Raw genomic sequence first — 14,876 nt, 5'->3', positions numbered from 1 at the left:
CATTCTTTAGTCGGTTATGTATCTCAACTCTTTATAAAACTGAAAGTGTTTCTGGCATGCGGAAATCCGCGCTTTTGTATTCCTGCCTGCTCATAACGACTGACATCCTGTGGATGACAGGCGCCGCAAAAAGTCAGCCTGCACAGCTGACACCTTCTCTTCACCCACTCTGCGAAACACAAAAAACATGTAAGAAAACAAGAAAAAAGCCTGAGACTGTAACAAAAAAAATCAGTCAAGATCAACACTCTGAGTATGTTACTGTTACGGCTCACCTTGACCAGGCACGCTCTGAACTACAGCCCGACACCGGCGCAACTGTTTATAAGTTCAGCCGCAAAGCACTGGAAACCATTCCTGGTGGCGATAACGCACCACTCAACCAGGTCTTGTTGCAGGCACCGGGCGTTGCACAGGACAGCTATGGTCAGATTCACGTACGCGGCGACCATAACTCCGTTCAGTTCAGACTGGACGGCGTACAGCTACCCGAAGGTCTGAGTGTCTTTGGACAGACACTGATGACCCGCTTTGCAAATAACATGTCACTGACTACAGGCGCTCTCCCCAGTGAATTTGGCTTTAACCAGGCCGGGGTGATCGACATTACAACGAAAAACGGCAGAACAAACTCAGGCGGTAATGTTTCCATTTATGGCGGCGCGCGTGACTATTTCTTCCCCTCCGTGCAATATGGTGGTCATTCAGGAAAGTGGGATTACTTCGCGACGGCTGACTTCGTGCATAACCGGGTTGGTATTGAAAACACCACACGCTCCTTCAACGCGATCCATGATCTGACCAACCAGTATCATTTTCTGGGACACCTGAGATACACGCCTGACAGCACAACACGTATCAGCCTTATTGCCGGGGTATCAAACGCTGAATACCAGCTCCCCAACAACCCCGGCCAGCAAACCCAGTTTGCCAACCCGGACTATAGCAGCAGTAACCTCGCCTCACAGTTACGCGGCAGCACAGACAGCAGCAACCTGGATGAACACCAGAAAGAGATAACTGACTTCGCCATTCTCTCTTTACAAAAAGATATTGGTGCTTTTTCTCTGCAAAGTTCAGCATTCACAAGTTACAGCAGCCTGCGTTATTCTCCTGATCCGCTGGGAGACCTCGTATTTAATGGTATTTCTCAGCGAGCAGCACGCTCTGTTTTCAACAGCGGCACGCAGCATGATGTGACCTGGCATGCCGCTCCTCAGCACACCATACGCTTCGGCTTTCAGATTTTTGCAGGCCGTTCAGTTTCAAAAACAGATTCTAAAGTATTCAGAGCAACCCGAACAGATGCTGACGGAAGCCCTGTTTACTCCTCCTCTCCTTCCACCATTTATGATGGCAGTGGCAAAACAGGCATTCAGTATGGCCTGTATCTTCAGGATGAATGGACCCCTCTTAAAAATCTGACTATCAATTACGGTATGCGTTTTGATGGCATGAGTTTTTATTCGAGTGCGACACAATTCAGCCCGCGCCTGAACATTGTATGGAAACCATGGCGCGGCGGTGTACTCCATGCCGGGTATTCACGCTACTTCACCCCCCCGCCGGCTGAAAATGTCAGCTCCCTCTCTGTTGAGAAATTTGCCGGAACCAGTGGTGCCTCACCTGGCATCCTGAATAATGCCGTCAAAGCTGAGCGAGACCATTATTTCGATGCAGGATTTCAACAAACTATTCTGCCAGGCTGGCGCATTTCATTTGATGCTTACTATAAAATAGCACATAATCTGATTGATGACGGGCAGTTTGGTGCGCCTATTATTCTGAGCAGCTTTAACTATCGCCGCGGACAGGTCAACGGCTACGAGGTCAGCACCTCCTATACCAGAGGCGCACTGTCTCTTTATGGTAATTTTGCATGGTCACGCGCCATTGGCAAAGACATTACCAGCGCCCAGTTTAATTTTGACCCTGATGACCTTGCCTATATACGCAGCCGCTGGATTCATCTGGATCATGACCAGCGCTGGACAGCGTCTGCCGGTGCTTCATACACTTTCTTCAGTCACGGCTGGCACCCTCTGCTGCTTAGCTCAAGCATGGTATATGGAAGCGGGTTAAGAGCTGACGGAGCAACTGTACCGAACGGTGTTTCTTTGCCACAATATGTCACTTTTAATTTCTCAGCCGTGCAAACACTTAAAAACCTGTTTGGCTACCGGTTTGCAGGCAATACGCAGATAAGGCTTGATGTTTTAAATCTGTTTGACAAAACCTATATGCTGCGCGACGGGAGTGGCATTGGCGTTGGCGCACCTCAATATGGTCTGCGCCGTACTATTCTTACAGGAATTTCTCAAAACTTCTAAAATATAAAAGAACGTTTATTTGTGTTTGTTTTTTATTTTTCAAAAACAAACACAAATATTTACAATATATAAATACAGATATAATAAAAAACAAATAAAAATAATAATTTAAATAAAAATAATAATGAATATAAGTAAAAAACCAAAAATTTATATAAGTATAAATACATATTAAAATTAAAAATATTATTTTTATTATTTTCTTAACACGGCCAGAAAATTAAAAGAAATCATAAGCTTGTATTAAATAGAATTATATGACACATTCTAGCCCGCTGTAAAAAACGCCAGCGAAAAAAGCCTGTAAACATTTTTCATAAACGAAATAAAGCAGAAAAAACCGTGAATAATCAAGATATTAAACAACAGATCATCTCACCTGGGAATGACCTCGGCCAGAGAATGAAAATTCTTCGCAAAGCTTCAGGCATGACACAGCAGCAGGTTGCAGATTCCCTTGGTGTATCCCGCCCTGCTATCGCTTTCTGGGAAACCGGACGGGAAGGCAGTGCTCGCAAACATATTCCCAAACTTGCTGAACTTTTTGGTGTTGACCCGGAGATTTTTTTAACCGGCCATACGCAGATCGACATTCCGCTTGTTGTCTCTCCTGATGAGCATGACATGATTGGTCTGTACCGTATGCTTGATGCATCACGCAAAGTATCTGCTCAGAAATGGCTGGAAAGACAGGTTAAGACGCAACAGAAAAACCTGGAAAAGCTGGCCTGAAAAATAATACACCAGTCAGGATTATGACATTATATTTAAGCCGCAACATCCAGTATTATAACAATAAAAAATTACACTTGCGATATATACAGCCGATTTACTTACCCCTCTCTGAAAGAGGCAGATTTCGGCTGTTTTCACATAGAATTTAAGAAAAATTTCTATTCTGCAGTGCCGTAACCGGGTACGAAGCCAGGTCAAGCAATGCATCAAGGTCAATAAAATGTTCCAGATGGTCCGCCAGACTATTCAGAGCATCTTCGACTATCATGTCATGATGCGCTATTTTCTGAAAACCATCTTCCTGTTCATACCAAAAACCACCTGGCGTAAAATCTGCGCCTCCGGCACGTGATAAAAGCGCCATGCGGCCATCTCTGCTACCAAAAATACCATGAAGATAAGTACCATAAACCTGTCCGCTGGCTGAAACGGCTCCTTCAGGCTGTCCGTCAAGCTCAAGCAAAGGACGACGACAACCAGCACCATCTGTTTCACCCAGATGCATCTCGTAGCCCGAGACGCTGGCCTGCATACCACTCACAATACCTTTTTTCTCAACAAGATGTTTAGATTCTGTCAGCACTGTTTCCACATCAAGCAGCCCCAGCCCTGCAACTGTCTCAACATCCCCCTCAACGCCTTTCGGATCGGCAATATGGTGGCCCAGCATCTGATACCCGCCACAAATACCCATCACATGCCCGCCACGGGCGAGATGGTCCTGCAAATCATGCTCCCAGCCCTCTGAACGGAACACCATAAGGTCAGACAAACTCCCTTTAGAACCGGGCAAAATTACGAGATCACACTCAGGCAAACGTGTCCCTGGTCTGACCATTATCAGATCAACAGCAGGCTCTGCACGCAGAGGATCCAGATCATCAAAATTTGCAATAAGAGGGAGCAAAGGCACAACCACTCTTAAACGGGGAACAGTATAACCCTCTCCACCGCCTTCCTCAGTGTGGATATCCTCTCTGCTCTGATCCGTATTCAGATCAGAAGCATCTTCAGCAGGCAGATAACGCACAGCAGGCAGATCAGGTACAAGCCCGAGAGCGGCCCAGCCTGTGTGCCCGCAAATGACTTCCATGCCGTCATAAAACAGCGAAGTATCTCCGCGCATTTTATTGACAATAAAGCCTTTAATTAGCGCAGCATCCTCCGGAGCAATCACAACCTGTGTCCCCACGAGGCTTGCAATTACGCCTCCCCTGTCTATATCGCCAACCAGAACAACCGGCGCCTGCACGGCCTGCGCAAAACCCATATTGGCAATATCAGTTATCCGCAAATTCACTTCGGATGCAGATCCTGCACCTTCAACCAGGACAAGATCAGCCTGCGCTGCCAGCTTCCAAAAGCTTTTCAGCACCTCAGGCATCAGCCGGTCTTTACGGGACTGATACTGACGCGCTTCTACTGTTTCAAGCACATGCCCATGCACAACAAGCTGCGCGCCTGTCTCCCCCTGAGGCTTGAGCAAAACCGGGTTCATATCCACTTCGGGCTGAACACCGCACGCCAGCGCCTGAAGGGCCTGCGCCCGCCCTATTTCTCCGCCATCTGCCGTCACGGCTGCATTATTCGACATATTTTGCGGTTTAAAGGGCAAAACTTTCAGCCCACGGCGGGTAAAAGCCCGTGCCAGACCAGCCAGTAATGTTGATTTTCCAACCCCTGACCCTGTTCCCTGAATCATCAGAACACGCGCTGTCAAAACTCCACTCCCTTCTGAGCTTTTACGCCACTGCGAAAGTGATGTTTAACAAGAGTCATTTCGGTCACCAGGTCCGCAGCCTCGGTCAGTTCAGGTTTGGCATTGCGCCCCGTTATCACGACATGCTGCCCCTCCGGCCGCGCCTTCAGCACATCAAGAATATGAGGCAAAGAGAGATACTCATAACGCAGGGCAATATTCAGCTCATCAAGCACAACGAGCCCGACATCAGCGTTAGCAAGCGCATCAGCCGCAAAACGCCAGGCTTCTTCGCAGGCTGCAATGTCACGTGCCTTATCCTGCGTCTCCCAGGTAAATCCTTCACCCGGCGCATGCCAGGAAACAAGGGGATCGAAACGTTCAAGAGCACGCCTCTCTCCCGTATCCCAGGCGCCTTTAATAAACTGCACAACAGCAACACGGCGCCCGTAACCCAGTGTCCGCAAAGCCATACCAAACGCTGCCGTTGATTTACCTTTACCCGGCCCGGTATGCACCATCAGCAACCCTTTTTCGAGAGTTTTTGACGCTACCTCACGGTCCTGAACCTCTTTACGCTTACGCATTTTTTCACGGTGATGTGCCTCTGCACCCTGCAATGAAGACGAAAGCGTCTGAGTCATAGTAAATCCTGATCTTATTTATTTAATAAAATATTTTCTGAAACAACAGAAAAAGAAAGATTACTCATAAATACTCTTTTCCCGGAAATTTATAGATTTCAAGGACTATACATCGTTAAATCACACTGAACAACCTTGCAAAGCCCTGTGGTATAGATGGCGAAAGCAGTTGTGGCTTTTCTCCCGCAGCCAGTCCGGTCAGCAGACGCAAAGGGCCACCGTGGGATAAAATGCATGATGAAACACCACTTTCTTTAATATCCTGCCAGACTGCGGTTATGCGCTGCATCAGGGATAACCCGCTCTCGCCCCCGGGGGGTGCAAAACCTGCCGGATCAGCGGCCCATGCATCCAGCTGTATACGGCTGATCTCGCTCCAGCACTGTCCTTCCCACTCACCAAAATCCAGTTCAGCCAGACGCGGGTCAATGCGCAGCTCCATACAGGTAGTTTTGACGAGCTTCTCAGCCATATCACGGCATCGGGCCGCGGGTGAGCTGTATACCACCTGACACGAAGCCCCCTGAGCCAGCACAGACAAACCAGCAGTCAGCCTCTCCCAGCCGGGGCGCAGAGGCACCTCCTGACGACCATAGCACATACCCTCTGCGACCATAACGGGGGCATGCCGGGCCAGTAACACAGAAAAACGCTGCACACTCTTTCTCCTCAGGATTTTCCTGCCTGCTACAACCTCTGTGTCAGAATAAAAATGATCTGCTTTTCTGCTACAGACACACTTCATTCTGCCACGATCATAACAACCAGCCGGATGTGCGGTCTATGCTAGCATCATATCATGCAGAGCCGATCATCAGAAAGCCGTGTCATTGCAGGCCAGCACATGAAAAAATGATCCGGACACCAGACCTCGCCTGCCTCCGCATGCACCAAGTGGTGTGCCATCGCCTGCTACCAGATCAGCCAGCGGGGCATCCTCTCCCGCATCCAGCACAGAAGCATAATGGAATTCATGCCCTCGCAAACGGCTGCCAGCTTTGCCAAGCACCGTGTCTGCCCGCAATGTTGCCTCCCGATACCCAAGATTTAATTTGCGCCGTGCAAATGATGTACTGTGCGCAAGCAAACCAGACATAGCGTGCTTTTTTCCTTCTGCATCTTCAAGGCATTGCCCCAGCACCATATAACCACCGCATTCACCATGCACCGGGCGGGTGCGAGAAAAATGCTGAAGGCCACTTATAAAATGTCTGGCCTGCGCAAGTCCTCCGGCATGCAGCTCGGGGTATCCTCCAGGCAGCCAGCATACGTCACAGCTCTCATCAGGTGCTTCATCTGCCAGCGGCGAAAAAGGCACCAGCTCTGCCCCTGCCTGACGCCAGAACATGGCCAGATGACCGTAGAGAAAAGAAAATGCATCATCCTCCGCCACAGCAATACGCTGCCCTGGCGGCGATAAAACAGCATGCCGTGTCAATTCAGCAGTCACAGGCATTGCAGCCACCGGGGCAACCAGAGCCAGCACAGAATCAAGATCCAGCTCCTGCTCCGCTTTATCTGCCAGTTTTTCAATCCAGTCTGTCAGGGCACCATGCTCACGCGCCTGCACCAGCCCAAGGTGCCTCTCTGGTAATGATTGACCAGCCTGACGCATCAGCGCACCACATGCTGCCAGACCAGCGGCCTCGATCGCGCCTGTCGTCAGCCTGACATGACGCGGCGATGCCACACGATTAAGAACAACACCGGCAATTGTCACATCGGGGCGCCATGAAGCAAAGCCTTTAGCAATCGGCCCGACAGACTGCCCCTGCCCTGACACATCAAGCACCAGCAAAACAGGAATACCAAAACGTGCTGCGATATCTGAAGGGGAGCCACGTGCGCCCTCCGGCCCGGTCAGACCGTCAAACAACCCCATAGCTGATTCAACAATAACCAGATCAGCGTCATGTCCTGCTGCCTGCAGCAGGCAGGCCTGTAAATCAGGAGGCATACACCAGCTGTCAATGTTGAGGCCATACCGGCCCGTAATAGCCGCATGAAAAGCAGGGTCGATATAATCAGGACCTGTTTTAATCGCACTCACCCGCAACCCTCTGCGCTTAAAAGCCGCCAGCAGAGCAACTGTCAGTGTTGTTTTACCCCCTCCTGAACGTGGAGCAGCCACCATGAGGGCACGTACTGTCATATGGAACTTTCTCCTGAACCCTCGAGCGCGGCAGCAACACTATTAGAGCGGGGGTGCCACAATCCACGCTGCATGGCTGACGTAAACCATGCTCGCATAGCCTCCCACGCAGCAGGGTTAACCTTTTGTAAAAAGGCACTGCAACTCTCATCACCTAAAGTCCGGGCAAAGACCAGGTCAAACTGTCTGTCAAAGCGTGCCGGCACCGTTGCTGCAAAACCGTGCAATGCCTCGACCCCGCGTGTCATCTCGGCCGCTCCGGCATATCCGTGCCGCTGCATGCCTTCTATCCAGCGCGGGTTAGCAAGCCGGCCTCTGACAATACGGGCAACTTCCTGTTCAGTCGCGCGCAGGCGGGGAGCATCAGGCCGGGACGTATCACCATGCCACAATGCCGGCCGCGCCCCGAGTGATGCCGCCGCTGCGGCAAGTCCGCCCTCATGTGCAGCATTTTCAGGGCTTTCGAGCATATCTGTTTCAGCGTAATCCTGCACATGCAAAACAGCATTCGCACGCTGCAACAAAGCAGCCAGACCTTCAATATTCTGCTGGCCATCACGCCCGCCGCCATATGTCCAGGCGGAGCCCTTCAGCCAGGCCTGCCCAAGCTCATCGGCTTTGCCCCATGTACCATTATGCAGATGCGCTTCGACACCAGTGCCATAGCTCCCCATAGCCGCACCAAATATACGGGCACCTGCCTGCTTCATGGCATCTCCCTCAAGCCCTTTAACCGAAGCGGCAAGCGGGTTCCACTCAGCGGCCTCATCTCTCGCGGCAACAGCAGAAACGACCTGGTCAAACAAAGCAATCTGATCAGGGAAAGCATCACGAAACAAACCTGATATACGCAATGTAACATCAACACGCGGGCGATCGAGCACCGCCAGTGGTATAATTTCAAACCCCTGCACATGCCCCGTGCCGGTTTTACGGGTTATTTCAACCCCCATCAGACGCAGGGCCAGAGCCATATCCTCTCCTCCTGTACGCAAAGAAGAAGACCCCCATAAATCCATAACCAGATGCGTCAGCGACTCACCCTGCTCCTGCAAATGACGGGTAAGCAGCAATTTTTCCATTTTTGCAGCAAGCTGCATGGCAGAGGGTGTGGGCAGGGCACGCGGGTCGAGAGTAAAAAGATTTCGCCCGGTGGGCAGCACATCAGCCCGCCCGCGCGTTGGCGCCCCAGCCGGCCCCGCCGGCACAAGGCGCCCTGCCAGCGCATCACGCAGAGCATTCGCCTCTGCTTCTGCACTTAAAGCCACACGCCGGGCAATATCGTCACGGTCATACCCCTGACCACAGGCCTGCGAAATCGTATCGACCAGAGTGTCATAACCAGGTGCACGCTGACCAAAAATATGCAGACCATCACGGATCTGCAAATCTTTGACATCACACAAATAGGCATCAAGGCGGGCAAGTGCTTCGTCTTCGTCTTCATCCCCGGGACGTACGCCACTCTCTGCCAGGACCCCGGTACGGGTTGCGCGCTCAAGAATTTCCTGTCGCAACAAGGCCCCGCGCCTGAAATCAAGCCCGTCAGCCTCAGCATACTCATCAATCAGCCTTTCCAGGATTTGCATATCTTCTGACAGACCAGCCTGCATCACCGGCGGCGTCATATGTCCGATTGTTACTGCCCCAAGGCGCCGTCTGGCTGCAGCTGCCTCACCAGGGTTATTGACAATAAACGGATAAATAACCGGCAGACCACCTGTCAGCACCGCAGAGGAGCAAGAGGGCGAGAGCGCTGCCGCTTTACCTGGCAGCCACTCAAGTGTGCCATGTGTACCCAGGTGCACCATGGCATCAAGATGGCGGCAAACACGTAACCACAGATAAAACGCGATATAAGCATGACAAGGCGGACTATCAGGGTCGTGATACTGCGCTTTACGGTCAGCCGCGCGTCCTCTGTCAGGCTGCACGGCCAGTGTAATCGCTTCGAATGACACAACACGCAGATAAAACACACCCTGATGCACCGCGGAATCATCTTCCGGTTCACCCCAGGCCGCACAGACACTCTGCATAAAGGCCGGCGGCAGTTTTTCTGTCAGCTGCCTGTACTGATCAAGAGAAAGAACAGGCCGGGGTGCCTGTTGTGTCATCATCTGCACCAGCTCTGCCTGCGTGGGCAGTATGCCTGTTTCATACCCCTCAGCCTGCATCAGCCTCAGGATGGAAGAAAGGCTGGCGAAACTATCAAGCCCGACGGCATGAGCAGTGTGACCTGTGTCACAGCCCTGCGCACCAGGCACACCACCACCAGGATAGTCAGACAACACAAGCCCGACCTGCCTGTGCTCAGGCAGCAGGCAACGCAGGCGTAACCAGCCCATAATACGCGCAACAGCCTGCTCTGTACCCTGAGCATAAATCTGGCGGGATGCAGGCTGACCAGGCGCAGTTTCCTCACGGAAGGAGACGGGAAAACTCGCAATGCTGCCATCAAGCTCAGGTAAAACAACCTGCATGGCCAGGTCAGCACGTGAAAGCCCTCTGGCGCTTGCCTGCCACAGTCCCTGGGTTGTGCCAGGCTGCAACAGCTGAATAACAGGCACACCGGCTGAAAGAAGAGGAGACTGCCCATCCCTGTCACGGGAGGAAAATACCGTAGCATTCACCAGACAATCAGGGTGTACCTGCGCCAGCCAGTCATTAAGCGCGCCGGCTACTTTTGTATCCCGCAAAGATGTGACAAACACCATATCGACACGACAACCATGCTGTGACAACTGACGCGCCAGCTCTTCAGGCGCGCTGTGGTCACCCACCAGCAAATGGGCGCGATAAAACACCACGACAACTCTGGCTGCTGCTCCCTCCGGCAAGGCAGCACACCAGCCAGACGGCAGCTGAAGCGGTGACGGAGCAGCAGGAAAAGTACGATAAACGCCCCAGTCTGGCAGCGGTTCAGGCGCCTGCCCTGCATCAGGCACGCCCCTGACAATGGCCTCCATGACCTCCAGCGCACAGGTCATATTGCGTGGCCCGCCATAGCGAAAAAAACCGATCAGGCGTTTTCTCTGCTCCGGATCAATCGTGGACAGAGAGGCCAGCAAAGGATCATCTTCCTCTGCCTCCCCCTCTTTCCGGCGGGTATGCACACAGTCACCAGGCAAAAACACAAGTGGCACGCCCTTTGCCCTGCACCAGCCCGAAAGCTCCTCGGCACCATAGCGCCAGTAATCAAGCCCCCCAAGCAGGCGCACAACCACACAACGCGCCTGGCTCAGTGTTGTATCGATAAATAAATCGACAGACATAGGATGCCGCAGGCGTGCCAGTGGCACGACCTGTATACTGGCATGCATGCTCTGCCCGGCATGCTCCGCGGCCCGGCGGGTAATCGCGTCACGCAGCCCCAGAAGATCTGTCTCAGTAAACGAAAGAACAATCAGCTCTGCGGGATCAAGCCCCAGATCTTCTGCCTGGTCCTGTTCATCAAGTGTGCGGTTTTCACGAACAAGAAGGTGCATAACGTGCCAGCCTGCCTTTAAGGATTATACGCCTGCCAGAGCCTGGCGCACGGCGGCTTCCTCAAGCCCTTTCTGGCCAATGACCACAATCTGGCCAGTACGCGCCCCAGCTGCAGGCAGCGAACGGTCAAATTCGTAACGAAAACGCGTACCAACACCCTGCACGGCCAGACGCATGGCTTTACCCTGCACGGCAGCAAAACCTTTCATACGCAAAATATCAAAACGCGCGGCAACATCCTGCAAACGACTCAGAAATGTCTCAACATCTTTTTGCTCAGGCACTTCAACAACGAAACTCTCAAAATCATCATGCTCATGCTCACCCTCTTCCGCATCATGATGGGAAGGACGTGCATCAAGGTCTGCCTCAGCTTCAGCGCCAATACCCAGCAGGATAGAAGGATCTACCCGACCCTCTGCTGCACGGATAATCTGCACCGGACGCGGAGCCAGACGGCGGATCTCTGCCTCAACTTTTGCCAGCTCTTCTGCATCAGTCAGGTCTGTTTTATTCAGCACAACCAGATCAGCAGCGTTCAGCTGGTCTTCAAACACCTCAGCCAGAGGGTTGTCATGGTCAAGAGACGGGTCAGCTGCGCGCTGGCGGGCAACGGCCTCCGGGTCATCAGCAAAACGGCCGGTGGCAATAGCAGGCGCATCAACCACGGTTATAACACCATCAACCGTCATACGGCTTCTTATCGTAGGCCAGCCAAAGGCTTTCAGTAACGGTTTTGGCAGTGCCAGGCCTGAAGTTTCGATCACGACATGCTCTGGTGGATCCGCACGATCGAGCAATGCCTCCATCGCCGGCAGGAAGTCGTCAGCGACGGTACAGCACAGGCAGCCATTCACCAGTTCAACGACATCATCATCGCGACAGCCTTCAATACCGCAGCCACGCAAAATTTCACCGTCTACACCAAGAGAGCCAAACTCATTAACCACCACAGCAATGCGATGCCCTTTGGCATTTTGCAAAATATGCCGCAACAGCGTGGTTTTACCTGCCCCCAGAAAACCACTGATGATAGTAACCGGAACGCGCGAAGGAAGTGCTTTATTCATGACTGTTCATCCTCTCTCTCATAAAGACACGCCGGGACACGCCCCAGCACCATATCAGACAAGGCTGCCGGGCGACGCGATGGCATAACCGTACCCTTTTTACTGGCAGCATATAAACGGGCATATGTCAGTATATCTTCGGCTTTTTCAGGGCCAAGGTGGCCCATAAGCCAGGTCCAGCGCCCTTTCATGGCAATTGCAGCTGTGCACCCGCGATCACACGATGCCAGACATTCAACACCTCTGATTTCAGCAGCAGGAATTAATGCGGGATCCTGCACTTTTTCTGCATCAGTCAAAGCCAGCAAACGATCGTACAGCTGTGCACCAGGCGGGCGGTCCATGGCCGGGCCACCACGGCGACAGGTAAGGCACACATGCAGGATGGGGATATCCGGCATATCTGCTGATGAAGAGGACGCTGACATTCTGTCTCCTGACACACAGCCCCGCGCAGCAAGGGCCAGACACAACCTGGGTGCAGAAAAAAGCAGCCCCCCAGTCATGACAGAAAAAGACTGAGAGCATGCATAGCATATCGCTACACACTGGTTACAAACCGGGCACCCCGCCAGATGTAACACTGCATCGGATTTCGCTATAAAACCACCAGATTAACAAGGCTGGCTTTATATAATGGCAGGTCTCCTGGCTTATGGGCTGTCAGCCTGAAAAGCCTGCTTACGCATAGCTCAGACCAACATCATACCCTGCTCCTTCCCGCACCTGTTACAGCCGGTGGAGGCTGCCGGCAAACCGGCAGCAGAGGTATGATAAACTCACTTACAGTTGCGGGGGCAGCGACGGATTAACAGCCTGAGCCATGCACCGTTCTTCCCTTTTCATTCCTCACGGAACACCATTGTGCGGACAATGATCGTAAACCTCTTTTTTTTCAAGAGCGGACAAAATAACTAACCTGATCGGGATGTGTCACCCACAGGAGCAGGAGTAACCTTCTGCCCACTTAGAAAACAAAGTAATCGTTCAACATTTATCATAAAAATTACGCCAGATAATTTTATACATTAACTAATTTTCATTTATGACGTAAACAGCACAAGAGATATCACCTGCCATGGCCAGTGTGTTCATGCGCGGAGTGAGCCTTATTAAAATACAGGACAGGCCTCCATGTCGCAGAACACCAACCAGCCAATATCAACTCCGACCGATGGAAAATTTTCATCTCTCTGGGGACCTTTTACTGGCCCGCACGATGCGGCTTTGCACCTCATAACTTTTGTAGATAAAAGCCTTCATGATTTAACAACAGGTATTTTCTGGGCTCTCAATAAAGATCAGCTGGTGCCGTTACGCCTGCCTCGCTACGATCAGGATGGGAACGGACTGAGCATTGTAATTGAGTGGAATCCTGTTCTTATTCTGCCACCTGCGTCACCACCTCAACATGCCGGCTTCTTTAGTAAAGTCTGTAACACACTTAAACAAGGCTTTGCTTTGTATGGCGAAGCGACCATGCAAAACGCAAGAATGGAGGTAGATGGCTATCAGGAAATAAAGAACGAAATCAGATCAGCAATTAACCAGTCGCCTCTGACGCGTAAAATACTCCACGAACATGGCAGCGATACAACTGGTGTAATTTTTGACGCTGTTGCAGTCGGCCTTACCGTAACCTATGGCTCAGGTGTTATAGCTGGCTTTGCACTTTTGGGTGGTCTAATTTTATTAGGGACAGACGGTATCATATGGGCACTAGAAATATCTGACAAAAAAGAACAAGCTACGACCTTTAAAGAAAATAATTTTATCACTATAAGTCGCTGGGGTGCACTTATAATATCCCTGCCTGATGGATTTTCTACTTTATATAAAGGTATAACAAAAACCCCGGACACACTCAGGATGATTAGAGTTTCGTCAGAGAAACAAGCTTCTTCGTCTTATAATACAGCCAAAATTGCGGCACAAAATGCGGCTCGAACAGCACGTATAGCTGACGATGCACAAGACGCTATAACAGCTTCACACGCAGCTACTTATAGTAAAAAGTATGCGGAAATTTCTGAGCGAGCAAGACAACGCGCAGAAAAAGCAAGTCGTGCTCTACAAATAGCCGTTATGAGAACGGTAAGAAGTGAGGTTATTCCAACCGGATTAACCATGTATGGGGTAGATTCTATGGTGAATGATGCTCTTGACCCAGGCAATAATGATCTTATTGCCAGACACATCAGGAATTTCTCTTTCCATGCTATATCAGCAAAGAAACAGTAATGAGCATAAGAAAGAAAATAAAAGAGTTTGATTATTTTATAAAAAACATTCTACTTGATGACCAGATCGGAACAAAACCCAACGAAAATCGTGTTCTTGTCATAGGATACTCTGTGCCCTTAGGAATGGGAATAATTTCTACGATCTCACCTCTGTACTTAAGATTTATAAATTATCACAAAGAATTTTCTATTTTTTTTGCAATTATTGCTTCAGCAATATTTGTAGGATATATACAGATAACAGCAAGAAGAGGTATTCAGAATAAAAATAAAGAAAAAAGAATTTTACTGTTAAAAAAAACACGAAAATTACTTAATTATTCTTACTTTTTTTCAATTTCAGGGATTTTAATTTCAGTTCTTTCTTTTAAATTCCCACCACAGAATGCAACTGATGAAAACTTTTTTATTCCTATGATTTTATTAATTGTATTTGCCGTGATGGGTGTTCTCGCCATGCCTTTCACCTTTATGGCGCGTCGTATCAGCTGGCTGGTAAACCCACGATAACACC

11 protein-coding genes and 1 riboswitch are annotated in these 14,876 nt (G+C 50.6%); of the genes, 4 read left to right on the top strand and 7 right to left on the bottom strand.

What is annotated here, in order from left to right; genetic code table 11:
• Window positions 1–113 precede the first annotated feature (113 nt).
• Together HK25_RS06755 and HK25_RS06750 are read left to right on the top strand one after the other, a co-directional pair.
• A complete protein-coding gene (locus HK25_RS06755; RefSeq protein WP_086635726.1) occupies window positions 114–2,330 on the top strand; it encodes a TonB-dependent receptor in 2,217 nt (738 codons plus the stop codon).
• Between the two features lie 342 nt (window positions 2,331–2,672).
• Window positions 2,673–3,062, top strand: a complete 390-nt coding sequence (locus HK25_RS06750; protein WP_255375977.1) for a helix-turn-helix domain-containing protein — start codon at window positions 2,673–2,675, stop codon at window positions 3,060–3,062.
• Window positions 3,063–3,210: 148 nt separating this feature from the next.
• Here HK25_RS06750 and HK25_RS06745 read toward each other — a convergent pair whose 3' ends face one another.
• From HK25_RS06745 to HK25_RS06715, 7 genes are all read right to left on the bottom strand, one after another.
• Window positions 3,211–4,767 carry a cobyric acid synthase gene (locus HK25_RS06745; protein ID WP_086635752.1) on the bottom strand — a complete coding sequence of 519 codons (1,557 nt, stop codon included), beginning with the start codon at window positions 4,765–4,767 and terminating at the stop codon, window positions 3,211–3,213.
• 14 nt (window positions 4,768–4,781) lie between these two features.
• Window positions 4,782–5,408, bottom strand: a complete 627-nt coding sequence (gene cobO / locus HK25_RS06740) for a cob(I)yrinic acid a,c-diamide adenosyltransferase (protein ID WP_086555151.1) — start codon at window positions 5,406–5,408, stop codon at window positions 4,782–4,784.
• A 115-nt stretch (window positions 5,409–5,523) separates the two neighbouring features.
• On the bottom strand, window positions 5,524–6,066 hold the full coding sequence (locus HK25_RS06735) for a histidine phosphatase family protein (protein ID WP_086555150.1): 543 nt from the start codon (window positions 6,064–6,066) through the stop codon (window positions 5,524–5,526).
• Window positions 6,067–6,222: 156 nt separating this feature from the next.
• Entirely contained in the window at window positions 6,223–7,560 is a 1,338-nt protein-coding gene (locus HK25_RS06730) for a cobyrinate a,c-diamide synthase (protein WP_086635725.1), read from the bottom strand.
• Window positions 7,557–11,048 (bottom strand): cobaltochelatase subunit CobN, encoded by a 3,492-nt coding sequence (cobN, locus tag HK25_RS06725; RefSeq protein WP_086635724.1) that lies wholly within the window; start codon window positions 11,046–11,048, stop codon window positions 7,557–7,559. Before cobN ends, HK25_RS06730 begins: the two co-directional genes overlap by 4 nt.
• Before the next feature lie 24 nt (window positions 11,049–11,072).
• Window positions 11,073–12,119 (bottom strand): cobalamin biosynthesis protein CobW, encoded by a 1,047-nt coding sequence (gene cobW, locus HK25_RS06720; RefSeq protein WP_086635723.1) that lies wholly within the window; start codon window positions 12,117–12,119, stop codon window positions 11,073–11,075.
• Window positions 12,116–12,547, bottom strand: a complete 432-nt coding sequence (locus HK25_RS06715; RefSeq protein ID WP_173559681.1) for a DUF1636 domain-containing protein — start codon at window positions 12,545–12,547, stop codon at window positions 12,116–12,118. The genes cobW and HK25_RS06715 overlap by 4 nt, the downstream gene beginning before the upstream one ends.
• A gap of 192 nt (window positions 12,548–12,739) precedes the next feature.
• Window positions 12,740–12,998, bottom strand: a riboswitch (cobalamin riboswitch).
• Between the two features lie 255 nt (window positions 12,999–13,253).
• Here HK25_RS06715 and HK25_RS06710 point away from each other — a divergent pair.
• Both HK25_RS06710 and HK25_RS06705 read left to right on the top strand, forming a co-directional pair.
• The gene (locus tag HK25_RS06710; protein WP_086635722.1) at window positions 13,254–14,360 is read left to right on the top strand and encodes a hypothetical protein; all 1,107 of its coding nucleotides are present in this window, start codon (window positions 13,254–13,256) and stop codon (window positions 14,358–14,360) included.
• Window positions 14,360–14,872, top strand: a complete 513-nt coding sequence (locus HK25_RS06705) for a hypothetical protein (RefSeq protein ID WP_086635721.1) — start codon at window positions 14,360–14,362, stop codon at window positions 14,870–14,872. Before HK25_RS06710 ends, HK25_RS06705 begins: the two co-directional genes overlap by 1 nt.
• Window positions 14,873–14,876 lie beyond the last annotated feature (4 nt).

The organism is Acetobacter sp. DsW_059 (genome assembly GCF_002153695.1).
Classification (GTDB): Bacteria; Pseudomonadota; Alphaproteobacteria; order Acetobacterales; family Acetobacteraceae; genus Acetobacter; species Acetobacter thailandicus.
Note: the sequence above shows the minus strand (reverse complement) of the source record. Positions and strands in the feature narration are given on the sequence as shown.

Excerpts from the sequence above, each read along its gene's own strand:
- cobW (WP_086635723.1), bottom strand. The coding sequence starts at position 12,119 with ATGAATAAAGCACTTCCTTCGCGCGTTCCGGTTACTATCATCAGTGGT.
- cobN (WP_086635724.1), bottom strand. The coding sequence starts at position 11,048 with ATGCACCTTCTTGTTCGTGAAAACCGCACACTTGATGAACAGGACCAG.
- HK25_RS06745 (WP_086635752.1), bottom strand. The coding sequence starts at position 4,767 with ATGATTCAGGGAACAGGGTCAGGGGTTGGAAAATCAACATTACTGGCT.
- HK25_RS06705 (WP_086635721.1), top strand. The coding sequence starts at position 14,360 with ATGAGCATAAGAAAGAAAATAAAAGAGTTTGATTATTTTATAAAAAAC.
- cobO (WP_086555151.1), bottom strand. The coding sequence starts at position 5,408 with ATGACTCAGACGCTTTCGTCTTCATTGCAGGGTGCAGAGGCACATCAC.
- HK25_RS06710 (WP_086635722.1), top strand. The coding sequence starts at position 13,254 with ATGTCGCAGAACACCAACCAGCCAATATCAACTCCGACCGATGGAAAA.
- HK25_RS06715 (WP_173559681.1), bottom strand. The coding sequence starts at position 12,547 with ATGTCAGCGTCCTCTTCATCAGCAGATATGCCGGATATCCCCATCCTG.
- HK25_RS06755 (WP_086635726.1), top strand. The coding sequence starts at position 114 with ATGACAGGCGCCGCAAAAAGTCAGCCTGCACAGCTGACACCTTCTCTT.
- HK25_RS06730 (WP_086635725.1), bottom strand. The coding sequence starts at position 7,560 with ATGACAGTACGTGCCCTCATGGTGGCTGCTCCACGTTCAGGAGGGGGT.